14 protein-coding genes are annotated in these 24,372 nt (G+C 71.1%); 4 read left to right on the top strand and 10 right to left on the bottom strand.

All coding sequences use genetic code 11. From position 1 onward, the window contains the following. Positions 1-121 precede the first annotated feature (121 nt). Positions 122-5,995 carry an AAA domain-containing protein gene (locus ABZ919_RS02665; protein WP_361241650.1) on the top strand — a complete coding sequence of 1,958 codons (5,874 nt, stop codon included), beginning with the start codon at positions 122-124 and terminating at the stop codon, positions 5,993-5,995. Between the two features lie 58 nt (positions 5,996-6,053). On the opposite strand, the gene ABZ919_RS02660 is transcribed toward ABZ919_RS02665, so the two are convergent. Then, on the bottom strand, positions 6,054-8,225 hold the full coding sequence (locus tag ABZ919_RS02660; RefSeq protein WP_361241647.1) for a UvrD-helicase domain-containing protein: 2,172 nt from the start codon (positions 8,223-8,225) through the stop codon (positions 6,054-6,056). 182 nt (positions 8,226-8,407) lie between these two features. On the opposite strand from ABZ919_RS02660, the gene drmA reads away from it, so the two are divergent. The 3 genes from drmA to drmC are packed head-to-tail and all read left to right on the top strand — an operon-like array spanning position 8,408 to position 14,891. Then, on the top strand, positions 8,408-12,238 hold the full coding sequence (gene drmA / locus ABZ919_RS02655; RefSeq protein ID WP_361241644.1) for a DISARM system helicase DrmA: 3,831 nt from the start codon (positions 8,408-8,410) through the stop codon (positions 12,236-12,238). After that, positions 12,235-14,130, top strand: a complete 1,896-nt coding sequence (locus tag ABZ919_RS02650) for a DUF1998 domain-containing protein (RefSeq protein WP_361241641.1) — start codon at positions 12,235-12,237, stop codon at positions 14,128-14,130. The genes drmA and ABZ919_RS02650 overlap by 4 nt, the downstream gene beginning before the upstream one ends. Next, complete coding sequence (drmC, locus tag ABZ919_RS02645) at positions 14,127-14,891, top strand: DISARM system phospholipase D-like protein DrmC (protein WP_361241639.1); 765 nt, start codon at positions 14,127-14,129, stop codon at positions 14,889-14,891. The genes ABZ919_RS02650 and drmC overlap by 4 nt, the downstream gene beginning before the upstream one ends. Positions 14,892-15,034: 143 nt before the next feature. Here the strand turns inward: drmC and ABZ919_RS02640 are convergent, their stop codons facing one another. The 9 genes from ABZ919_RS02640 to ABZ919_RS02600 all read right to left on the bottom strand — a co-directional run bounded on the left by ABZ919_RS02640 (position 15,035) and on the right by ABZ919_RS02600 (position 24,370). Next, positions 15,035-15,817, bottom strand: coding sequence for a hypothetical protein (locus tag ABZ919_RS02640; RefSeq protein ID WP_361241636.1), 783 nt, complete (start codon positions 15,815-15,817; stop codon positions 15,035-15,037). 34 nt (positions 15,818-15,851) lie between these two features. Then, positions 15,852-16,364: a hypothetical protein gene (locus ABZ919_RS02635; RefSeq protein WP_361241633.1), complete on the bottom strand. Its 513-nt coding sequence runs from the start codon at positions 16,362-16,364 to the stop codon at positions 15,852-15,854. Further along, positions 16,337-17,611 carry an MlaD family protein gene (locus ABZ919_RS02630; RefSeq protein WP_361241630.1) on the bottom strand — a complete coding sequence of 425 codons (1,275 nt, stop codon included), beginning with the start codon at positions 17,609-17,611 and terminating at the stop codon, positions 16,337-16,339. The genes ABZ919_RS02635 and ABZ919_RS02630 overlap by 28 nt, the downstream gene beginning before the upstream one ends. Further along, positions 17,608-18,900, bottom strand: coding sequence for an MCE family protein (locus ABZ919_RS02625; protein ID WP_361241628.1), 1,293 nt, complete (start codon positions 18,898-18,900; stop codon positions 17,608-17,610). The genes ABZ919_RS02630 and ABZ919_RS02625 overlap by 4 nt, the downstream gene beginning before the upstream one ends. After that, complete coding sequence (locus ABZ919_RS02620) at positions 18,897-20,006, bottom strand: MCE family protein (protein WP_361241625.1); 1,110 nt, start codon at positions 20,004-20,006, stop codon at positions 18,897-18,899. Before ABZ919_RS02620 ends, ABZ919_RS02625 begins: the two co-directional genes overlap by 4 nt. Next, on the bottom strand, positions 20,003-20,983 hold the full coding sequence (locus ABZ919_RS02615) for an MCE family protein (protein ID WP_361241821.1): 981 nt from the start codon (positions 20,981-20,983) through the stop codon (positions 20,003-20,005). The genes ABZ919_RS02620 and ABZ919_RS02615 overlap by 4 nt, the downstream gene beginning before the upstream one ends. Before the next feature lie 257 nt (positions 20,984-21,240). Next, positions 21,241-22,281 carry an MCE family protein gene (locus tag ABZ919_RS02610; RefSeq protein WP_361241623.1) on the bottom strand — a complete coding sequence of 347 codons (1,041 nt, stop codon included), beginning with the start codon at positions 22,279-22,281 and terminating at the stop codon, positions 21,241-21,243. Next, a complete protein-coding gene (locus ABZ919_RS02605; RefSeq protein WP_361241620.1) occupies positions 22,278-23,534 on the bottom strand; it encodes an MCE family protein in 1,257 nt (418 codons plus the stop codon). The genes ABZ919_RS02610 and ABZ919_RS02605 overlap by 4 nt, the downstream gene beginning before the upstream one ends. Before the next feature lie 11 nt (positions 23,535-23,545). After that, a complete protein-coding gene (locus tag ABZ919_RS02600; RefSeq protein ID WP_361241617.1) occupies positions 23,546-24,370 on the bottom strand; it encodes an ABC transporter permease in 825 nt (274 codons plus the stop codon). Between the last annotated feature and the right edge of the window lie 2 nt (positions 24,371-24,372).

Genomic DNA, 24,372 nt, shown 5'->3' with positions numbered 1-24,372 from the left:
TGCTCAGTTCACACTCAAGTTTGGGCGTCGGGGGGCGCCTTGTGGACGGCTTGAGGCGGCTGGGCGAGATGTCACTGAACGGGTCATGAGCTGGCCCTCGGCACACAGTGGGGTGGGGCGTGTGAGTCAGGATGAGAGCGTGCCGGGAGACGGCCTGCGGCCGGTCGGTTCCGTCTACCAGTACGACGACGGCTTGTACGTACGGGTGGACGACGTCATGCCCTACGAACTGGCCGACGCCGACGACAGTCACGGGTATCGGCCGGGTGACGACTTGGTGCGCTGCACCCTGCACCTGAGCAACGGCACCGGGCGGCCCGTCGACGTGGACGGGATCACCCTGCTGGTGCGCGGCGGCCCGTACGGCAAGACGGCCCGTCAGGTGCAGGACCACAGCGGTGATCTGCTCGACGACGAGCTGGAGGGCACCCTGCGCACGGGACGCAGGCTCTCCGCCACGTGGGCCTACAGCATCCCCGCCGGAACCGCCGACGACCTGGACATCGAGGTCCGTTTCCGGGGGACACACGACCGGGAGAGTGTCACCTTCACCACGGCCGCGACCGCCGTGCCGGCCACCCTGGGCACCGGCGCCGCGTCCTTGTCCCGTGACAGCGGCACACAGGCGGAGCCCGGCGACCCCGGCATCCGCACCGGTGGATTCGGGCGGCAGCACAGCGCCCGTGACACGCTCGACGCCGTCCCCGCGCAACCGTCCGGCCCGGGGCGCCAGGTCACGCCGTCACCCGCACCTCAACTCTCCGTCGACGAGCTCGACGCCGCGCGCGTGCGGCAGATCTTCCGCTTCCTCGCAGAGGCGGAGGAGTCGAAGACGCGCCCCGTGCGCACGCTGGACGGCGCGGCCGGCACCGTGTGGTTCGACGAACTGCCCGACGACGACGGTGTCGCGGTGATGATCGACGGCATGCTCGGCACCGACGAGCCGGCCTGGCTGACCGTCACCCGCCCCGAGCGCGAGGACGCGCCGCACCCCAAGGCTCTGCTCGCCCCGTGGGTGGACGAGAACCGCATCCGCGACTTCAAGCAGACCCGCGCCCCACACCTGCGCCGGCGCATCGAACCGGAGTTTCCCGACTGGTCGCAGGGCATACCGCTCGACAAGACCTACCACGAGCTGGACGAGCACCCCCAGCGGGAGAAGATCGAAAAGCTGTACGCCGCCTGGGCACAGGAATGGCTCGCGTGGGCGGAGCGGCGCCGCGCGATCGACCCCGTCATCAGGCTGTACGACCGGCTGCACAAGATGCACGAGGACGCCGCCAACCTCGGCGAGGCCTACGAACTCGTGCTCGGTCTCGGCCGCCTGACCTGGCAGACGGCCGCGGGGCAGCGGGTGGAACGGCACCTCGTCACCCACCGTGCCACCCTCCGGCTCGATCCGTCCACCGGCACGCTCACCGCCGCCCCCGATCCGACCGGCGCCGGACTGGAACTCGAAGAGGGCATGCTCGAAGGGGCCCAGCACGTGCCGGGTCCCGTGCGGGAGAAGATCGTCGAGGTACTGGAAGGCGCCTCGGACGTAACGGACCCCGAACACCTCGACTTCGTGCACACGGCCCTGCGCAGCTGGGTCAACGCCGCGCACAGCGCCGGCAGCTACGCACCTACCGTGGAGCGCGCCAAGCCGCGCAGCCTCGACGTTCCGCAGGTGGGACTCACCCCCGCGCTCGTCCTGCGGGAACGCAGCCGCCGCTCGACCATGGACGCGCTCAAGGCCATCGCCCGGCAGATCGACGCGGGCACCCCGCCCACCGAACTGCTCAGCTACATCGCGGGCCGCGACGGCGCGCTCACCGCGGCGGACCTCGCGGCGGCGGAGGGCGGGACCGCGACCGACGGCGACGAGATGTACTTCGCCCTGCCCGCCAACGAGGAGCAGCGCACGATCGCCGAACGCCTGCGCGCCAACCGGCTCGTCGTCGTCCAGGGTCCGCCCGGTACCGGCAAGACGCACACCATCGCCAACCTGGTCACAGACCTGCTGGCCCAGGGCAAGCGGGTCCTCATCACCAGCCACACCCCGCGTGCCCTGCGCGTGCTGCGGGACAAGCTTCCGGCGTCCGTCCGCGACCTGTGCGTGAGCCGCACCGAGGACGGCGCGGCCGCCCAGCGCGAGCTGGAGGCGTCCGTGCAGAGGATACTCAGCGAGTACGCCGGCTACGACGAGAAGGCCTCCTGGAAGGCGGTCAAGGCGCTCCAGTCACGACTCGCCAAGGCCCGCGCAGCTCAGCAGGCCATGCTGCGCGACCTCGCGGTGCTGCGCGAGCAGGAAACCCACCGCTTCGAGGCGGAGATCGGCGACTACAGCGGCAGCCTCCAGGAAATAGCCGAGCGGCTCACCGCGGAGACGGGACGATACGACTGGCTCGGCCCCGTCCCGCAGGAGCAGCCCGCCCTGACCGCCGACGAGGCCCTGCGCCTGCTGCACGCCACCCGCGCGTACACCCCGGACCACCAGGCCCTGGCCGCCGAGGTGCCCGGACCCTCCGAGCTGCCGAGTCCCGGTGACTTCGAGGAGGCCGTGCGGGTCGTGCGGTCGGCTGAGGACGCGCATGCCGCCGCGCGCCGGGATCCCCTGTGCGCGGAGCACGACGCGGCGGTGCGGAGCCTGAGCGAGGCCGAACAGCAGCGGCTGTCCTCGGCGCTCGACGCCTTCTCCGCCGCCCGCGCCCGTGCCGCGTCGCTCGCCGCTCCGGCCGGCGACTGGGCCACGGTGCTGCTGAAAGAGGTGACCGAGGGCCAGGACTGGCAGGCGCGCAGCCGGCGGGCCGCCGTCTCCGCTGCCCTCGCCGCCGTCGACGCCTCGCTCGCCACGCTCGGCACGGCCATGGTCAGCGGCCTGGACCGGTACGACCCGGCCACGGCGCTCGCCCAGGCGACCGCTCTGCACGACGGGCTCGGTCAGGGCCAGAAGCTGCGCGGGCCCCTCGGCATGCGCTCCAAGCTGGCGAAGACGGTCGGCGCGTTCGTGGACGCCGTACGGGTCGACGGACGGACTCCGGAGGACGTCCCGACGGCGGCTGTCGTCCTCGCCCGCATCCGGCTCGAACTGCGCCTGGCCCAGGTGGAGTCCGAGTGGGGCACTCCCGCCACCGCCTGGCACGGACACGGGCCCCGTCTCGCACGACTGCGTCAGGAGGCGGAGGTGCTCGACGCGCTGCTCGCCGTCGCCGCCGCGCGTACCGACGTCCTGACCGCCGCGGCCACCTCACCGGCGCTCGCCGTCGCCACCTGGCACGACGCCTCCGTCGAGCACGCCGTGCGCACCCTGCTGCGCGCGGCGACCACGCTGCGCGCGGCGACCACGCTGCGCGCGGCCGAAGAGTCCCGCAAGGTCATCGCGGACACCGAGGAACTGCTGCGCGCCTGGAGCGACCGGCCCAGTGCCGCACCCGCGGTCGTGCGCGCCCTCGAAGCCGTACGCGACCGGGACCCCGACGGCTACCGATCGTTCAGCGAAGAGATGGCCGAGGTGCGGGAAGCCGCGCGGCGGCGGGCCGAACAGGACACGGCCCTCACCTGTGTCCGCGAGGCGTTCCCGGCTCTGGCCGAGCGCATCACGGCCACCCACGAGGACACCGCCTGGGACACCCGGCTGCCCGCGCTCGCCAAGGCCTGGGCCTGGTCCGCGTGGCGAGAGCGCATGGAGCGGCTGACCGACCCCGAGGCCGAACGCGCCCTGCGCAAACGGCTCACGGAGGCGGACGACGAGGCCCGCATCATGCTCGCCCGGCTCGCCGCCGCCCGCGCCTGGCACCGCTGCCTCGGCCTGCTCACCGGCGACCAGTCCCGGGCACTCAGCGCCTACCAGCAGGCCGCCCGGCGCATCAAGGGCAAGTACCAGCACCGCTACCGGCGCGACGCCCAGGCCGCCCTCCGCAAGGCACAGACGGCGGTGCCGGCCTGGATCATGCCGTTGCACCAGGTCGCCGAGACAGTGCCCATGGACCGGCCCGGCATGTTCGACGTCGTCATCGTCGACGAGGCCAGCCAGTCCGGCCTGGAGGCCATGCTGCTGAGCTGGCTCGCCGACCGCATGGTCGTCGTCGGCGACAGCAAGCAGGTCAGCCCGTCCAACGTCGGCCTCAAGCAGGACGAGTACTTCCACCTCAGAGACCGCCTGCTCACCGCGCTGGAACCGGACGTCCGCAGCCTGTTCGGCCCCGACTCCAGCTTCTTCGACCTCACCGAAGCCCTCTCGGCGGGCCGCGGCACGCTCATGCTCAAGGAGCACTTCCGGTGCATGCCGGAGATCATCTCCTTCTCCAACGACCTCTGCTACAACCGCGATCTGCTGCCCCTGCGACAGTACGGTGCCGACCGGCTGCCCCCGGTCCGCACCGTGCACGTCGAACACGGTGAAGCCCTCGGCGCCAACTCCCGGCTGTGCAACCCCGCCGAGGCCGAGGCGCTCGTCGACGCCATCGTGCGGTGCTGCGCCGATCCGGCCTACGACGGGAAGACCATGGGGGTCATCAGTCTCCGCGCCGGCAAGGGCCACCTGGCGGAACTGGAAAACCTGCTGACCGACCGCCTCGACTACGAGCAGCGGGAGGAGCGGCGCATCCGGGTCGGCGACGCCGAGGACTTCCAGGGCGACGAGCGGCACGTCATGTTCGTCTCCTGTGTCAACTCACCCTCCACGGCCGGCGGATCCGTCCCGGGCGGCTTCAACGGCAAGACCTACGAGCAGCGGATCAATGTCGCGGCCTCGCGCGCCCAGGACCAGGTGTGGGTGTTCCACAGCGCGCGTGCGGAACAGTTCCACGAGAACGACCTGCGCCGACGGTGGCTCGACCACCTCACCCGGCCCGCGGAGGAGGACACCGCCGCCGTCCAGGGCGAGGTCCTGCCCGACGTCCGGCACGAAGCGTTCGACAGTCTGTTCCAGCAGAAGGTCTACCTGGAACTGACGGCGCGGGGCTATCGCGTCCGTCCGGGGTACAAGGTAGGGCGCCACACCCTCGATCTGGTGGTGGAGGGCGGGACGCGCCGGCTCGCGGTCGCCTGCGACGGTGACGCCTTCGCCGAAGGCGAGGACGCCTCCACCGCGGCGGCCCGACAGCGAGACCTGGAACGCGTCGACTGGACGTTCGTCCGGATCCGGGGCAGCCGGTTCCACCTCGACCGCGAGCAGGCGCTGGCGCCCCTGTGGGCCGAGCTGGAACGGCTGGGCATCGAGCCGGTGCGGGAGGAGACGGAGCCGTCGGGCACCGCACCCGACACCGGGCGCGGCGGGACGCAGCCGGACGACGAAAGCGTGGTGACCGCGCGCGGGAGCGAACCGAGCGAGGACTCGGGCGGTACGGCGACGGCGACGGAAGCCGTCGCCGTGGAGGCCGTACCGTCGCCCGTGGATCCGCGCGAGTCGCTGCGTGGACCGGCCCTGGAGGCGATGCCGGCCTCGGCGAAGCCGTCCATGGTGTCTTCGAAGAACCGCGCCGGCACCGGACCCTCCGAGGGTCCGGCCCGGCCGGCGGAGCCCGACGTGACGCCGTCGCCGGTCACGCCGGGCTCACTGCCGGTCCGGCAGATCCCCGCCGCGGCCTTCCAGCGGCTGGTGCGGGAGGCACAGCAGTTGCAGGCGGCCCTCGACGCCCCCGACGAGACACCCGACGGGGCCGACGCGGCGCAGCTCGTCTTCCTCAGAAGGACGCGGGCCGACCAGCGTGACCGGCGCACGAAGCGCCTCGCATTCCTGCGGACGTTCCTCGACGCCGTCGGCGTCGGACGGGAACCGACCGCCCCGGACGTGGTGATCCCGGGCGCGCTGCTGGTCCTGGAGTTCGACGGCGAACTCGAAGGGGACACCCTGTACACCGTCGCCGAACTGCCCACCGAGGAGGCGGACATCGTCTCTCCGTCGTCCCCCCTCGGCCATGCGCTGATGTGGCAGCCCGCCGGACGTGAGATCTCGTACGACGCGTCCCAGGGCAAGAAGCGCACGGTCGTCGTCCGGGAGATAAGGGCCTGACCTCTTCGGCCGTCGGCCCTGTCACACGTACCGCGCTGGTGACAGGGCCGCGCGTGTCTCAGTCGGCGACCGGGTCCAGCAGGCGGCTGCGCTGACCGCTCCAGGAGACGGCCAGTGCGTCACGCGCCCGCGTGCAGGCGACGAAGAGCAGGCAGTGCTCGGCCAGCAGATCGGAACGGTGCTGAACGGCGTCCTCGTCGGGGGGCGTCACCTGCGGAGCGAAGGGGAGCACGCTCGACGTCACGCCCACGACGGCCACGCAGCGGAACTCGAGTCCCTTCATCGCGTGCATCGTCGCCACGCGCACACCCGACACGTCCGGGCCCGGGTCGTCCTTGACCGCGACCGCCGGTACGCCCTCCCGGCGCAGACGCGTGATGACGGCGTCGACCAGCGTGTTGAACCGGGCGCACACCGCCACTTCGGACAGCTTGACGCCGTCCTGGTCCACCCAGACCCGGATCTGCTCCACCAGCGCCCGCAGCTCGTCGTCCTGGCCGGCGTGGCCGCGGGCCACCGGAACGCGGCCGTGCAGCTCGGACCGGTAGCCCCGCAGCGAGTCGGGGCCGCCCTCATCGTCGTCGTCCTCACCGAGCCGGCCCACCGGCTGACCGTCCAGGAGCGACGCCGACCAGCGCAGGATCTCCTCGGTGCTGCGGTAGTTGATGCGCAGCCGTGACGTGCGCCCCCGCACATGAATGCCCAGCGAGCGAAGCGAGACCCGGGAGTCGTAGATGCGCTGGTGCGGGTCGCCGACGAGGAACAGGTCGTCGTCCTGTTCGGCGACGCAGGCGCGCAGTACCCGCCACTGGGCCGGGTGCAGGTCCTGCGCCTCGTCCACCACTACGTGACGGTAGCGCGGCCCCTTCTCGGCCAGGATCCGGGCGGCCTGGTCGCAGAGCATGGTGTACGTCGCCGAGTCGCGCGCGGTCAGGTCCGCCGTGAACCGTTCCATCACCCGCCACAGCCGCGCCCGCTGCACCCGTCCGACCTGCGTCCCGCGCCCCCTGCGCACGCAGCGCAGGTACTCCTCGGGCGTCCGCAGGCCCTGAGCCAGGACGACGCCCCGGAACTCCTGGGAGAGGAAGCGCTCGGACCAGGGCAGGTCCTCGCGGGCGGCGGCACGGGTCCAGGCGCTCTTCTCGGCTGCCGCCGACAACGGCTTCGGCGAACTGCCCCTCGCCTCACGTATGACCCGGGCGGCCAGCGAGTCCACCGTCGTGACGTCGACCCGGTCGAGCAGGTGGGCGTCGGCGTCGCCGAGCAGCAGGGCGAGGCTGTCCCGCAGGGCGGCCGCCATGGCGTTGGTGAAGGTGGTGAGCAGGATCCGGTCGTCCTCGTGCCCGGAGCGCAGCAGATGCCGGACCCGGTGCAGCGCGACGACGGTCTTGCCGGTGCCTGGGCCGCCCGTCACCTGAGCCGGTCCGTTGAATCCGGGATGGTAGGCGTACCGGCGCTGGGCGGGGTGCAGGAAGACGCGCCAGCGGGTGAAATCCTCGGTGAGGATGCGCTCCAGCTCACCGGGGCCGGTGACTTCCACGATGCGGTTGGGCGTGTTGAGGATCGCCTCGCTGAGCGTGACGGCCGGCCGGTCCTCGGCCGTGCGAACCGTCTGCCCGCGCGGGGCGATCAGCTGCTCCCAGACGTCCTCGGGCGAGTAGCCTGCCGCCAGGTACTCCAGCACCTCGTACTGGTCGGAGGGCATCATGGGCGGCGCCATGACGGTCAGGTCGTCCGCCGTGACGCACACCCGCGCCAGCCGCAGCACCTGATCGTCGATGCCCAGATCGCGCAGCACGGTGTCGGAGTGCTGGGCGAACAGACGTGCCGGTGTCTCGACCGCCTTCGTCTCGAAGTAGGTCTCCATCTGTTCGAGCGCCTCGACATTGCGGACCTCCAGTCCGCCGGTGGCCCCGTTGACCGAGTAGGCGCGTTTGCAGGCCCAGTTGATCGCCTCGTCGTGCGGTGCGACCCGCAGCAGCGTGTACAGCCCGCTCCCGTCGTCCGGGGCGAGGAGCACCCCCCGGTAGAACCGGGTGATCCGGATCGTGCGGATCCGGGGGTCGCGCGCTCCTTCGAGCTTCTCCAGGTGCATTCCCTTGCTGGCGTGCAGTTGAGGCACGGTCAGGCCCCGGAACATCTGAATCGCGTCGTTGACGTCCTTCTGAACCGGTCGCTGCAACGAGATCAGATCCGCGACGAAGTCGTCGGAGAGGGCGAGACGGGGCATGGGCGTCCTCGGGTCACGGGCCGGCGGCGGGCGAGCACCAGACTAGAGACTGATCGGGATGCCGGGCGATGGAGCCTCCGGGAATCATTGTGTGAACTCAGTCAACAATCTATATTTCTGATGCCGTCACACCAATCGGCGCACGCCCGAATCCCAACGGACTGTCCGAAAGGACCCACCGTATGCCGGCCCAGCCTGCCCAGGCCGCTGTCCCTCACCCCCTCGACGAAGTTCCCCAGACGTTCCGGGCGGGGGACTCCTACGCGGTCCGGGACGCACTCGTCACCTACATCCGCCGGGACCTGCTCGGCCCCTGGGACGGCGAGACGGAGACCCTGCCGAGTGCCTCCTCCGGGCCGCGTGACCGTTACCTGGTCGGCATGCTCGGTCCCCGCCCGCAGGCCGTCACCACGGAACGGATCGCCCGGGCGGCGGCACAGAGCGCGGACGGCGAGTCGGGCGACGAGCAGGAAGGTGAGGACAGCGACCTGCAGGACCGGCTGAGCCCGCAGGCCGCCGGGCACATCTGGGCGTCGTCCATGGGGCTGTCCTTCACCGTCCCGGCCTCCGTCGGCACGCTCAGTGCGGTGGTCCGCTGGGGGCGGTACACGCAGTCGGAGGAAGCCACCGAGCGGGGGACGACCCGCAGGGTCTGGTCGCGTGAGCCCGTGGAGCACCTGGTGGACCTCGATGTGACGGGCTGGAGCGGCCGGGCCGTCGAACTCGACGGCGAAGCCGTCGTCCTCGACGTGCAGGTACGCCGGCACACTGGCCGCACGGACGCCGAAGACCTCCGCATAGTCGAGCTGGCCCTGGTGAACCGGCAGCAGGACAGCCGGGACGCACGCGACGCCCACTGGCTCTTCCAGACCGAGATCGACGTCACCGCCTTCCCCGACGACCAGGCCGCGGTCTTCCTGCCGGTCGACGATCCGCTCGACACGGCCGGCCCCGGCAAGGCGCCCGAGGACCCCGAGGAGCGGCGGCTGCGTCTCCTCTACCGGGACAGTCTCAGCCACGCGAAGGGCCGCAACGTGGCCGTGCACGCGCACGTCCGTGACGGCGAACGCAACGCCCATCGCCTGACCACCGTCTGGCTCCCCGAGTACGACGTGAGGGCCACGACCGCCCCGGCACTCGAGGACCAGGACCTGCTCCGGGGGCTGGAGTTGGGTATGGACGAGCTGGCCGCGCTGGCCGTGCCCGGCCGCCGGTCCGATCTCGGCGCGGCCCTCGCTCCGCTGGCCGACGGGTACGGCGCCTGGCTGGAACAGCAGCGCCGGGCAGCCCGCTCACTCCCCGGCGACCTGCGCGCATCGGCGGAGGCCGCGATCGAGCAGGCACTCGAGGTCTGTGACCGCATCACCCTCGGCATCGACCGGCTCCTGGCCGACGAAACGGCTCTGGCGGCCTTCCGGTTCGCCAACCGGGCCATGGCCCTGCAGCGGCGCAACACCGCCGTCGCGGCCGCCCGCGCCGGCCGCGAGAACGACCCCGTCTCCTACCGGGAGGCCCAGGAGGAGGTCCACGCCAAGGGCAAGGCGGCAGCCAGCTGGCGCCCGTTCCAGCTCGCCTTCGTACTGTTGAACGTCGCCTCCCTCACCCAGCCCGGACACCCGCACCGCGGCACCGGCCGCGCAGCCCTCGTCGATCTGCTCTTCTTCCCGACCGGCGGCGGCAAGACCGAGGCGTATCTGGGCCTGGCCGCCTACACCTTCGCGCTCAGACGCCTGCAGGGGACGATCGGCTCGGGAGCCGAGGCCCGCAGCGGCGAGGCCGGGGTGGGCGTGCTCATGCGCTACACCCTGCGGCTGCTGACTGCCCAGCAGTTCCAGCGCGCCGCCGCCCTGGTGAGCGCCTGCGAGGTGCTGCGCCGCGCGGAGTACGCACGGGACCGGCGCTGGGGCTCGACACCCTTCCGCATCGGACTCTGGGTGGGCACCTCCGTCTCGCCGAACTGGTTCGACGAGGCGAAGGAACAGATCGCCGAGGCCAAGGAGAGCGCCAGCGACAAGCACGCCCGCGTCCTTCAGGTCCTCACCTGCCCCTGGTGCGGCAGCGGACTGACGGCCCGCTCGAACATGGAGTACGACGAAGGCCGCCGTCGCATCCTGCTGTACTGTCCGCGCGGGGAGGGAGAGGACTGCTGCCCCTTCTCCCGTCGCGAATCGCTCGGGGAGGGGATTCCGGTCCTCACCGTCGACGAGGAGATCTACCGGCTGGCGCCCTCGATGCTGATCGCCACGGTCGACAAGTTCGCCCAGCTCCCGTGGAACGGCTACGCGGGCCTGCTGTTCGGCAGGGTCACCGAGCTCTGCCCCCGCCACGGGTACCGGCACGACGACCTGGACGCCAAGACCGGCTGCGGCGGCCGGCACAACGCCCGGGGCGCCCTGCCCGGCGTCACCGCCCAGCCCGTCACCCGCCTGCGGCCCCCGGACCTGATCATCCAGGACGAGCTGCACCTGATATCCGGGGCACTCGGCACCACCGTGGGCCTCTTCGAAGGCGCCGTCGACCAGTTGTGCACGTGGAGCTTCACCGACGCCCACGGACGACGGCAGGAGGCCGGCCCCAAGATCGTCGCGTCCACCGCGACCACCAAGCGGGCCGCAGACCAGGTGCGCGGTGTCTTCGGCCGTGAGGTCGCCGTCTTCCCGCCCCAGGTGCTGGACGTCGGTGACACCTTCTTCTCCCGGCAGGTGGAACTGAGCCGGGAGAACCCGGGCCGTCGCTACCTCGGCGTGTGCGCGCACGGCACGCGACTGAAAGCCGCCGAGATCCGCGTCGCGGAGATCCTGCTGCTCGCCGGGCAGCAGCTCTTCGACGACTACGGCAGCCCCGCGGACCCGTACATGACGCTCGTCGGGTACTTCAACGCGACCCGCGAACTCGCCGGTATGCGAAGGTACATGGACGACGACATCACCACCCGGGTGCGTGCCAACGGCAGCCGCAAGGGCCAGGACACGCTCTCGGACCGCATCGTGAGCAGAACGGGGATGCTCAGCATTCAGGAGCTGACCTCCCGTATCTCCTCGGCGGACATCGGAGCCGCCCTGAAGCGGCTGGAGATCGAGTTCGACCCCGAGCGTGACACCTCGGTGCGACGGCGCGCCTTCATCCGCGAGTACGCGGCCGCCATGAAAGAGAAGCGAGAGCCCCGCGCCTCCATGACACCGACCGTCCGGCAGGCCGTCGACGTGGTCCTCGCCACCTCCATGCTGCAGGTCGGTGTCGACGTCTCCCGCTTCGGCCTGATGCTGGTCGTCGGCCAGCCCAAGAACACCGCCGAGTACATCCAGGCGTCCTCCCGGGTCGGCCGTGACGCCAGGCGCCCAGGCCTGGTGGTGACCCTCTACAACTGGTCGCGACCCCGCGACCTCGCGCACTACGAGGACTTCGAGCACTACCACGCGACGTTCTACCGTCAGGTGGAGGCCCTGTCCGTCACCCCGTACACCCGCCGCGCACTCGACCGGGGCGTCGCCGCCACCTACGTCGCCGCACTGCGGCACGCGGCCTACGACACCTCCCGCAACCTCGACGCCCATCACGTCGACCTCGACGGACCGCTCGCGCAGCACGTCGAACGGCGGCTTCTCGAACGCGCCGAACGGGTGGGCGGCGACCGGCCGCGGCAGTACCTGAGCGAACGGCTGGACCGGCTGAAGGACGAATGGCGCCGCAAGCGCGACGAGAGCAGCTCGGCGCTCGGCTACCGCAAGGAGAAGCACAAGACGACCGTCGTGAACGGACTGCTCAGACGGGCCGACGGATCCCGGTGGACCGAGCTGACCGTCGGAATGTCGATGCGTGAGACGGAGAACGAGATCAACCTGCTCCTGCCCGGCGGCGGAGCGTTCCTGGAAGAAGCCTCGGGCGGCGGACCCGACTGGGTGTTCGGCACGCCCGCGACCGACTCCGAGGCCGACCCCGACACGGTGACCACCGTGGACAGCGACGAGTACGGGCCCCTCACGGCCGACACGGCCAGGAAGGCACAGCGATGAGCACCCATGCCGGCAACCGCAGGGTCGGTGCCGTACGGCCCAGCCACCTCATGTTCACCGCCGGTGTCGGCGCCCTCGTCGACCTGCCGAACTTCTCGGTCCTCATCCGGGGTATCGATTCCTGGAGCCATTCCGGGATCACCGACTACGACATCGACGAGCCCCGCCTCCGCGCCGCGGTCAACCGGTCCCTCCAGCGCTACGGCCGCGGACAGGTCGAGCAGTTGCGGGCCGCTCCCTGGCTCGAGGGGGCCGACACGGATCCGAAGGGCTGGGCGGCCCAGGGAGTCGGCGTGCCCGTCACGCCCTTCCCGCAGTGGCTGCGCTGCACCGCGTGCAACGTGCTGGCGGCCGTCGACTCCGGAGAGTTCGCGTTCTTCAACTCCAACCCACGGACACCGCACGAGGCGAAGTTCGTCCACGACTGCAAGCGGGGCAAGCCACTCGCTGTGGCCGCCCGCTTCACCGTGGTCTGCACCGCAGGGCATCTCGACGAGTTCCCGTACACCGCGTACGTCCACCACGGCCAGGCCTGCGGCAAGACACCGCGGCCGAAGCTGCGCATGAAGGACCACGGCGGCAACCAGGCCGCCAACGTCACCATCGAATGCGTCGCCTGCGGAGTCAAGCGCAACATCCGGGAGGCCATGGGGGAGCGGGGCCGCCGCAACCTGCCTTCATGCCGCGGGCGGCACCCGCACCTGGGCACCTTCGAGTCGAACGGCTGCGCGCAGGAGCCCGTCCTGATGGTGGCGGGCGCCTCCAACCAGTGGTTCCCGCTGACTCTCAGCGCGCTGGCCCTGCCCAAGGCCCAGGGCGGAGACATCGACAAGCTCCTCGACGACCACTGGCCTGACCTCGAACTCATCGAGGACCGGAACCAGTTCGACTTCATGGCCCGCATGCCGAAGTTCGCCTTCCTGAAGGACTTCGACGCCGACGCAGCGGTCGCGGCCATCGCAGCGCGCAAACAGGGGACGGCCGGACCCGCTCCCTCCGCGCCCGACGTCCAGGCCGACCTCTTCGGGCCGGAATGGGACGCGCTCTCCGGACCCGTCCCTGCTCCCAGTGACGACTTCGCGCTGCGGCAGGTCCCGGTGCCGGCCCGTCTGAGCGAGTTGTTCGCCGACATCAGGCAGGTCGAGCGGCTGCGCGAGGCACGGGCGCTGATCGGTTTCACCCGGCTCGACGCTCCTGACCCGGAATCCCCGGAGATCGCCACGCGGGTCGAACTGTCCCGCGGAGTCCGCAACTGGGTGCCGGCGAGTGAGGTCCGCGGCGAGGGTGTCTTCCTGCGCGTACGGGACGGTCTGATGGCGGAGTGGGTCGTCCGCATGGAGAAGTCCGCACAGATGGAGGCACACAGAGAGGCCTACGCACGATTCCGGGCCAACCGGAAGTCGGACCGCAAGACGAGTGACTTCGACCCCTACTACGGCTGGCCCGGAGCACGGTACATCGCCCTGCACACCCTGTCCCACCTGCTGATCCGCACCATCGCCCTGGAATGCGGGTACAACTCCGCCTCGCTCGCCGAGCGTATATACGCGGGAGACGAGCAGAACCCGAGGACGGGCATCCTCATATACACCGCGGTTCCCGACTCCGAGGGCACCTTGGGTGGTCTGGTCTCCCTCGCCGAGGAGCGCGAGTTCGACCGGATCGTGCGCCGGGCCCTGACCGACGCCGGTCACTGCTCGGCCGATCCGCTTTGCGCCGAGCGCCTGCCGCACGATCCGGCCGACTTCCTCCATGGAGCCGCGTGCCACGTCTGCCTCTTCGTCTCGGAGACGACGTGCGAACGCGGCAACCGGTTCCTGGACCGTCGTTTCCTCGTCCCGTTGGCCGGGGACAAGGATCCGGTGCTGACGCCGGTCGGTCTCCTGCCGTGAGCCGCCCCGCGTTCGAGAACGCTGCCGAGGCCGCTGTCGCGGCACTCGGACTCTCCCGCAGCAAGGACCTCGCCGGGCTGCTCGCCCAGGCACGCTCCAGGGAACGGATACTGACCGCACTGGCGACACCGGCGGTCGGCGAGGCCGTGGCGCGACTGTGCGACGTGATCGAGTCGGAGTCGGTGCCGCCGGCCGAGGCGGCTGCCTATCTGCGTGGCTACGTCGCCGCCCGGCAGAAGGCCCGGGACACGGTCCGGGTCCGCACGGTGTGGAGTGGTCCCTCCACGCCTGCCGTACCCGTCCGCGCCACCGCGCAGGTGCTCATCGAGGTCATCGGCGCGGCCCAGCACGAGCTGCTGGCCATGACGTACGCGGCCCGTCCCTACCCAGCCCTGACCCGGGCTCTGACCGAGGCCCTGGACAGAGGCGTGCAGACGCACGTCGTGGTCGAGACCCTGGCCGGCGCCGGCGGACTTCTCTCGGGGAAGGAGCCCGCCGACGCGTTTGCGTCGGCGCCCGGGGCGAAGCTGTGGACCTGGGCCCGGAATCCGGCCCGGCAGGCCCGCTCCCGTCAGCACGCCAAGCTCGCCGTCGCCGACCGCCACACCCTCTTCCTCGGCAGCGCCAACCTGACCGAGTCCGCCGCCAGGCGCAACATCGAAGCCGGTGTGCTGGTCACCGGCGGGGAAGCGCCCCGACGTGCGGCCGAACACATTGTGGAGCTGCAACGCCTGGGCGTACTGAAGCCTCTTCAGCGCTGAACGGCCCCTTCCAGGTTTCGCCGGACGGGTGCCGCACCTGGCAGACCTGTTCCACCTTGCACACCGCCTCGGAGGCTGACCCGCGTGCTGCGTACGACGACACGGCCACTCCGACCGGCAAGGCATCTGACGCGGTCGCCTGGTCAGAGGGCGTCGACGCCACTCACCTTCCAGCCGTCGGAGGTGCGCGTGAGTGTCAATCGCACCCGGTTCAGGTCCAGCCGGGGCTCCGGGACCTGGGTGCTCCGGGTGACCTGGTTGACGAAGAGCAGGACGACGGCCTTGCCCGGTGTGGCCGACACGACGGACGCAGCAGGGGTACCGCCGCCGGGGGGCGTGGCCACGGTCGCCTTCACCACGCCGTGGTACGCCGTCGCCGTAGGCGCGACCACCGTCTTCGTCGTCCTGCCGTACTGGTCGCGGAAGTGCCCGGTCAGCAGGGCGCGGGCCCGGGCGAAGTCCCGGTCCAGGTGCTGGTAGTCGTACGACAGCACGACCGGCGCCGCCTTCCGCGCGGCCGTGAGGGCCTCGCCCCGGGCCTGCTCCGCCTGCCGCCCCTGCCGGTACTGCCACCCGAGGACGGCGGCCAGGACCAGGGCCGCCACGAGGACGAGGGCAAGCACCGCGGTGAGCACGCTCCGTCCGATCCTGCGCGGGGGCGCGCTTTCCTCGGGCTCGTCCTCGAAGGGCTCGGGCGCGGGCTCCGGCGGGTCCTCCCAGCCGTCCGCCGGAGGCTCGACGAGCAGGGTGCGGCCGGGGAAGGCTTCCTCTTCCTGGCGGGCAGCGCGCTCCGGGCGCTCCGGGCGCTCCGGGCGCTCCGGGCGTGCCGGCCGCCCGGCACGCTTGGCCGCCGCGCGGGCGGCCGCGGTCATGGTGCGGCGGGCCGGGGAGCCGGTGCCGCGGGTGCGGGAGGTCGGGTTCGCCACGGTGTCTCTCCTCATTGAACGCCTCACGGCCGGGTCAGCCCACGAACGTGACATCGGAGGTCAGCCAGCGGCCGCCCACGCGCACGAGGTCGAGTTGGAGCCGGTAGGTGCGCGCCCGGCCCTCGGGCGCCGCGGTGTTGGTCACCTTGCCGTCGGCCACGACCAGGACCCGGGCCGAGCGCGCGCCGGACCGCACGATGCCCACTTCCAGGACCTGCCCCTCGGACACCGACTTGTTCTGGGCGACGAGCTTCGTCAGCTGCGCGGTCTGCGCGGCGAACTGCTTCTTGAAGTCGCCGGTGGCCCCCTGCAGCACGGTGCGGCTGTCCCGGTCGTAGTGCCGGTAGTCGAGCGAGGTGAAGTTCAGCGCCGACTGGCGGGCCGCCGCCAGGATGTCCTGACGGCGATGCTCCGCCGCGCGCTGGTCGGCCAGCTTCAGGCCCAGCCAGACACACAGCACGCTCGTCAGCACGGTCGCGGCGGCGAGCCCCGCCGTCAGCAGCCTCGCCCGGCCCCCTGTCAGGCCATCGGTCCCACGAGCAGCCATTGCCACGACTCCTTTCCGAACAAGGTCTGTTCGCCGCCCGTCGAGCCGATCTCGACGGGCGTTCCGTCCGGGCCGGTCACGGTTCCGGTCTCCGGGTCGTACGGGGCCACGAACGCGGCCCGGTCGGCGCCGTACCGACCGGTGGTCGGGCCGGGCGCGTTCTGGGCACCGCGCACCGAGGTCGTGCTGCCGCGCGGTGCCGTGCAGCGCGCGCCGGTGTCCGCCGGGCGCCTGCTGGTGTCGGCGGGGTCGCGCCGCTGGGTGCCGTAGCCCTGGGTGCACGCGGGCGGGTCGTCGGCGTTCACGGTCAGCCCGAAGTGGGTGGTGCCGTCACCGGGGATGACCGTGTAGCTGCCCGCGACCGTCAGCGGGAGCGTGACCAGGGCCTGTTCGACACCGGGCAGCCGGGCCAGGGTGATCTGACCGCCGCTGACGAGGTTGGCCAGCAGGACCGGTACGTACGGCCGGGTGGACCTCAGCAGGGAGTCCAACTGCTGGGCGGCGGGCGCGGTGTTGCCGATCAGCCTGCGCAGATCGCCGTCGCTCGACTTCAGCTGCTCGGTGAGCGTGGCCAGGTCGCGGGAGAACGACTTGATGGACGAGCCCTGGTCGGCCTGTGTCTTGAGCACCTTCCGCGAGTCCTCGATCAGCGAGACCGTCTGGGGGAGCGACTCGGACGCCGATTCCACCAGCGCGTTGCCGGAGTCCACCAGCCGGCTCAGGTTCGGTCCGGTGCCGGCGAAGGCCTTGCCCAACTCGTCCACGGTGACCCGCAGATCGTCCTTGCCGACCGAGTTGACCAGCCGGTCGAGGCTGAGGACCAGGTCGGTGACGGGCAGCGGGGTCCGGGTGCGGCTGCGCGGGATCGGGCTGCCGTCCATGAGGTACGGCCCACCCGACCGCCGCGGCTGGAGGTCGACGTACTGCTCGCCCACCGCCGAACGGTCGGCGACCACCGCGAGCGTGTCGGCCGGGATCCTCGGAGCGCCGTCCTCGATCTTCAGCGCCACAGAGACCCCGGACCCGGTCAGCTGCAGATCACCCACGCGGCCCACCGGGACGCCCCGGTAGGTGACCTCGGCGCCGGGGAAGACGCCCCCGGACTCGGCGAAGTCGGCGCGCACGGTGTACCCGCGGTGCAGGACGTCGTCCACGAGGCCCGTGTAGCGGGCGCCGACGTACGACACCCCGAGGGCGGTGACGGCCGCGAAGGCGAGCAGCTGGGCCCTGACCGTACGTGTGATCACGGGATTATCCCCTTCAGCATCAGCTCGGCGAGGCCGAGATCGATCCCGGGCGGGAGGCGACGCGAGCCGCCCGCGGTGCTGTAGGCCGTGGTGCACACGGGCGGGCACAGCAGGGTGCTGCCGTCGGAGGGCGTCGAGGGCACGGCGGGTGTGGAGGGCACGGGGGGCACGGACGGGGCGCCCGGCAGGGACGGGACGGACGGGAGGGACGGGAGAGGGGTGGGAGTGGGGAGGCCGGGAAGGTGCGGGGCCCCGGGGGCCGGGGACTTCCCGCCCTTGCCCGGCTTGCCGGTGACGTTGCCGTACAGGTCCGCCAGGTCGAGGTCGGCGGTGATCTTCAGGTTGACGTAGTCGCCCTTGACGGCGTCCGTCGCGTTGCGCGGGAACGGGTAAGTGGTGAGGATCTCCAGGGAGTCGGGCAGGTCGTCGCCCGCCTTGTTCAGCTCCTGCAGGATGGGCTGGAGCTCCTTCAGGTCGGCGACGGTGTCGTCGTGGGAGGCGTTCACCACCCTGGTGCCGGTCTTGCCGAGGGTGGACAGGGCGGTGAGCATCTTCGTCAGGTCCTTGCGCTGGTCGGCGAGGGCCTTCAGAGCGGGCGGCATGGTGTCGACGGCGAGGGCGATCGTCTTCTTCTCGTTCTTCAGCCGCTTTGCCAGCCGGTCGACGCCCTTGAGCGCGCGCACGATCTCCGCCCGCTGGCCGTCCAGGCCGCCGAGGAACGTGTCGAGCTGCTTCAGCAGGGACCTGACCCGGTCCTCGCGGCCGCTGAGAGTCTTGTTCAGCTCGACGGTGATCGTCTTCAGCTGGGCCACTCCACCACCGTTGAGCAGCGCGGACAGGGCCGAGAGCACCTCCTCGACCTCCGGGTTGCGGCCGCTGCGGGACAGCGGGATGAGGTCGCCGTCGCGGAGCCGTCCGACGGGCGCGGTGCCGGTCGGCGCGGACAGGGCGACGTACTTCTCTCCGAGCATGCTGGTCTGTCTCAGGTCGGCGACCGCGTTGCCGGGCAGCTTCACCGAGTCGGCGACGCGCAGCCGTACCCGCGCGTGCCAGCCGTCCAGTTCCACCTTCTCGACCGTGCCCACGGTGACGTCGTCGACCTTGACCGCCGACTGCGGCACCAGGTCCAGGACGTCCCGGAACTCGACGGTGACGTGGTAGGCGTGGCCGTCCGAGGCGGCGCCGCCGGGGAGCGGGACGTCGTACCAGCCGTTGAACTCGCAGCCGGTCAGCAGCAGTGAGCCGGTCGCCGTCCAGGCGGCCACCCGCCCCAGGCGCTTCACGCTCATGCCGGTGCCCCCAGGATTCCACCGAGGGTCTTGTCGACGGTGCCCGTCGACACCGGGGCCGACGGCGCCTTGGGCAGGGAGCCGAAGAGCTTCTTCAGCCCGGCGCAGTTGTCGTGGTCGTCGCCGGTCGTCTTCAGGATCGAGCAGAGAAGGGACGACGGATCCTGCGAGGCTTGCGCGTTGTTGCGGGTGTCGAGGGTGCCGGCGGCCGGGTTGTAGGCGTTCTGCAGGTTCGACAGGCCCGTGGGGGCGACGGTCAACAGCTCCTCCAGTGCGGCCCGTTGGGTGACGAGGACCTTGGTGACCTTGGCCAGGCCCTGTACGTCCGAGGACAGCGCCTTCTTGTTGTCCTTCACGAAGCCGGCCACGTCACCGAGTGCGGCAGCCAGGTACTTCAGCGCGGCGGCGAGATCCTTGCGCTCCCCGGCCAGCTGCCCGGCCACGTCGGCGAGGTCGGTGTTGAACGACCGCACGCTGGTGTCGTCCGCCGCCAGCGCGGCCGTGAACACCTGAAGGTTCCGTACGGTCCCGAACAGGTCGCCGCGCCCGTCGGACAGCGTGGTGACCGCCTGGGACAGGTCGTCCACCGTCTGGTTGAGGTTCTGGCCCTGCCCCCGGAGGTTGTCCGCGCTCACCCCGAGCAGCCGGGACAGCGAGCCCTGCTTGTTGGCGCCGTTCGGGCCGAGCGCCTCGGCGGTGGTGTGCAGGCTGTCGAAGATCCGGTCCAGCTCGACGGGGACGGCCGTACGGGACTCGGGGATGACGTCTCCGTCCCGCATGACCGCACCCTTGCGGTACACCGGCAGCAGTTGCACGTAACGGTCGCTCACCACCGAGGAGTTGACGATGGCGGCCTGTGCGTCGGCGGGCACCTTGCGCCCCCGGTCGTACTCCAGCTCCACCCGGACCCGGTCGCCCTCCGGCCTGATCTTCCTGACCTCTCCGATGCGGACGCCGAGCACGCGGACGTCGGAGCCGGGGTAGATGCCGACGGTGCGCGGGAAGTACGCCGTGACGCGGACCGGGCCGGGGCCCGGCCAGAGGGCGACCGCGAGGCCGGCGACGACCGCGAGCGCGGTGAACAGGGCCAGGAGTCTGCGGGTCACCGGGTGCCTCCCGTCCGTGGCGTGACCGGAGCGGCGACCAGGTTCTGGACGTAGGAGTCGAACCAGCGGCCGTTTCCGAGGGTGTTGGTGAAGAGCCGCACGTAGGGGGCGAGCAGCTGGACGCTGCGGTCGAGGCTCGTCTGATTGCGTTCGAGCATCTTCAGGAAGGTGTTGAGGTTCTTCAGTGCGGGCCCGATGTCCTTGCTGTCGTCGTCGACCAGGCCGGACAGCTCGATGCCCAGCAGCGCGGAACTCTTGAGCAGGGTGTGGATCGCCGCGCGCCGGCTGTCGATCTCCTTGAACAGCGCGTCACCGTCCTTCACCAGCGCGGAGAAGTCCTCGGTGTGACCGGCGAGCACCTTGGTGACCCCGTTCGCATGGTCGAGGAGCCCGCGCAGCGCCCGGTCACGGGAGGCGACGGTCCGGGAGATCCGTGACAGTCCCTTGATCGACGCCCGCACCTCCTCGGGGGAGTCCTGGAAGGTGAGGGAGATGGTGTCCAGCGCCTTCGCGAGCCGGCCGGTGTCGACCGCCTCGGTGGTGGTCGTCAGGTCGCTGAAGGCCTGGACGACGTCGTACGCCGACACGGTCCGGCCGAGCGGGATCTCGCCGCCCGGCTTCAACTGGCCGGGCCCCTTCGGGTACAGGGCCAGGTACTTCGCGCCGAGGATCGTCTTGACGCGGATCGCCGCGCCCGTCTCGGTGCCGAACCCGGGGTGGCCCTTCACCTTGAAGGTGACCTTGACGTGGTCGCCGTCCAGGCCGACGCCCTCGACCTTGCCGACCTTGACCCCGGCGATCCGTACCTCGTCGCCCGGCTTGAGCCCGCCGGCCTCGGAGAAGGCCGCGCTGTAGGTGTCGCCGCCGCCGATCAGCGGCAGGCTGTCGGCGTTGAAGGCGGCGAACGTGAGCAGCGCGAGGAAGGTGAGGCCGACGGCCCCTACGACGACCGGGTTCCGCTCGCGGAACGGCTTCAGGCGTGGGCGCCCGAGCCGGATCCTGGGCAGTCTCGGCGGCAGGACGCGTACCGTGAACAGCGGCTGGGGGCGGGGTTCGCGCTTCGGCAGCAGCCGGGGGAGTCCCGGCAGCTTCGGCGGCAGGACGCGCACCTTGACCAGCGGCTGGGGGCGGGGCTTGCGCTTCGCCAGCAGCCGGGGGAGTCCCGGCAGCTTCGGGGGCAGGACCCGTACCTTCACCAGCGGCTCGGGACGGCGCTTCCGCAGGACACGCAGTCTCATCCGCCACACCTCGCCCGCGCCACGTGCAGGTCCGGGGTGATCACCTGCTTGGTCTTCGGCAGCACGATCCGGCCGTCGAAGTCGCAGAGGTAGAAGTTGAACCAGGAGCCGTACGACGCCGTCCCGGTCAGCGCGTTGAGCTTGTTCGGCAGCCGTTTCAGGACGCCCTCCACGGTGTGCTCGTTCTTGTTCAGCGTTCCGGTGAGATCGCCGAGCCCGGCGATGTCGTCCTTCAGCGGTGGACGCGCGTCCTTCAGCAGCCCCGACGTCACGTCGGTGAGGTCGCCGATGCTCACCAGCGACTTTCCGATGGGCCCCCGGTCGGCGGCCAGCCCCGAGATCACCCGGCGCAGCTGTGTGAGCAGCCCGGAGAAGCGGGAGCCGCGCTTGTCGAGCGTGTCCAGGACGGTGTTGAGGTTGTCGACCACCGAGCCGATCAGCTTGTCGCGGTCGGCGAGGGCGGTGGTGAGCGAGGCCGTGTGCGCGAGGAGGCTGTTCACCGTGCCACCCTCGCCCTGGAGGGTCTGGACGATCTCGGTGGCGAGCTGGTTGACGTCGTTCGGGCTGAGCGCGGCGAACAGCGGCTTGAAGCCGTTCAGCAGGGCGTTGAGGTCCAGCGCCGGCTGGGTCCGGGACAGCGGGATGGTGCCGCCCGGCCGCAGCCGGGCGGTGATGTCGCCGGGGCCTTCGGTGAGTGCGATGTACCGCTGCCCGACCAGGTTGCGGTAGCGGACGACCGCGTGGGTGCCCGCGAGCAGGGGCCGGTCCGTGCTGACGGTGAAGGTGACCTCCGCCAGGGTCCGGTCCTTGACCCGGATGCCCTCGACCTCTCCCACCCGCACTCCGGCCACGCGGATGTCGTCGCCGGTCTCCAGCCCGGTGACGTCGGTGAACACGGCGTGGTAGGTGTCCTTCGGGGTGAAGGAGATGTTGACGATGGTGGCGGCGAGCAGCGCCGTCGCCGCGATCGTGACCAGTGCGAAGAGGCTGAACTTGATCAGTGGGGCGGCGGTCTGCCGGGCTCCTGACCTGCTCATGCGACACTCACCGCCGCTCCGCGTGCGAGCGGGCCGAACAGCAGGGTCGCGACGGGCGGCACCTGGTCGGCGGGGACGCCCATGACGGGGGCCACGAGCGAGCCGACGGCCCGCTGTTCGGCCCGGGTGGCGGACACGTCGACACCTCCGGGGAGTACGCCGCCGGAACCTTTGGCCGACGTACCGTCATCGAGACGGGGTTTCGGGCCGGGCACCTGAGGATGCGGCAGGCCACGGCAGTTCGGGCCGGACCGCTCTGCGTACACCGGCTCCTCACCGGGCTGGTACGCCCCCTGCGGCCGTACGGCTTCGAGGGTGATCCGCATCTCGCCGCCCCGGAACGCGTCCTCCGAGGCCTTCTCCTGCCGGACCAGTCCCTGCAACAGGCACGGGTACTCGGGGGAGTAGCGGGCGAACAGCTCCAGCGTGGGACGGGAGACCCGGCCCAGGGTGATCAGCCGGTCGCCGTTCTCGGACAGGAAGCGGTTCGCCGTGTCCGCCACGGAAGCGGTCGAGCGGAGCGCGGCGGCCAGCTGGTCCCTCTTGTCGACGATCGTGCGGCTGGTGGTGACCGTGTTGCGCAGGATCCGCATCAGGTCGGGCGCGGCGTCGCCGTACACCTCGGCGACGTCCGCGAACCGCGAGATGTCCTCCTTGAGGGAGGGCATGTGAGGGTTGAGACGGCGCAGATAACCCTCGATGCGGGCGAGGTTGTCACCGATCCGGTCGCCGCGGCCCTCCAGCGCGGTGGCGAACGCCGAGAGCGTGGCGTTCAGCTCACCCGGCTGGACCGTGCGCAGCAGCGGCAGCAGGTCGTTCATCAGCTGCTGCACCTCGATGCCGGCCTTCGTGCGGTCCTGGGTGATGACGTCTCCGGCGCGAATGGGCCGAGCCGACGACTGCGCAGAACGCGAGGGCGGGACCAGGTCGACGTACTTCTCGCCGAACAGCGTCTTGGGCAGCAGGCGGGCGTGCACGTCCGAGGGGATGTACGGGACGTAGTGGGGATCGAGTGCGATGTCGAGCGTGGCCTTCGTGCCGTCCGCGTGCACCTCGCGCACCTCGCCGACCAGCAGCCCGCGCAGCTTGACGTCGGCGCGTGGATCGAGCTGGTTGCCGAGTGTGCCGGCCTCCAGGGTGATGGGCACGACGGACGTGAACGCCTGCTGGTAGACGGCCACCGCGAGCGACAGCAGCAGCGCGAGCACGGTGAGGAAGGCGATTCCGTACAGCCTGAGTCTGATTCTGTGCATGCGCACCGCTCTCACCCCGCTATCCGTACGGTCGTGGTGGCGCCCCAGATCGCGAGGCTCAGGAAGAAGTCCAGGACGTTGACGGCGACGATCGAGGTCCGGACCGCACGGCCCACCGCGACGCCGACGCCCGCCGGGCCGCCGCTCGCGTGGTAGCCGTAGTAGCAGTGCACCAGGATGATCAGCACGGCGAAGACGATCACCTTGCCGAAGGACCAGAACACGTCGACGGGCGGCAGGTACTGGTGGAAGTAGTGGTCGTACGTGCCCGTCGACTGCCCGTAGTAGCCGGTGGTGATGGTGCGCGCGGCCAGGTACGAGGACAGCAGCCCGATCACGTACAGCGGGATCACCGCGACGAAGCCGGCGATCATCCTCGTCGTCACCAGGAACGGCAGCGACGGGACGCCCATCACCTCCAGCGCGTCGGTCTCCTCGCTGATCCGCATCGCACCCAGCTGCGCGGTGAACCCGGCGCCGACCGTCGCGGACAGGGCGAGCCCGGCCACCAGCGGGGCGATCTCCCGGGTGTTGAAGTACGCCGACAGGAACGCCACGAAGTTGGAGGTGCCGAGCTGGTTGAGGGCCGCGTAGCCCTGGAGGCCGACCTCGGTGCCGGTGAAGAAGGACAGGAACGCGATCACGCCGACCGTGCCGCCGACGACGGCGAGCGCGCCGCGACCGAAGCTCACCTCGGCGAGCAGCCGCAGGATCTCCTTCTTGTAGCGGCGCAGGGTGCGGCCCGTCCACGCGAGCGAGCGGCCGTAGAAGGACAGTTGGGTGCCCAGCTCTTCGAGTGAGCGCACGGGGCGGTCGAGGACTTTCGGAGGTCTCATCG

This window comes from Streptomyces sp. NPDC046759 (assembly GCF_040645475.1).
GTDB lineage: Bacteria > Actinomycetota > Actinomycetes > Streptomycetales > Streptomycetaceae > Streptomyces.
The sequence above is the reverse complement of the archived record's forward strand: the minus strand, read 5'-3'. Positions and strand labels throughout refer to the sequence as shown.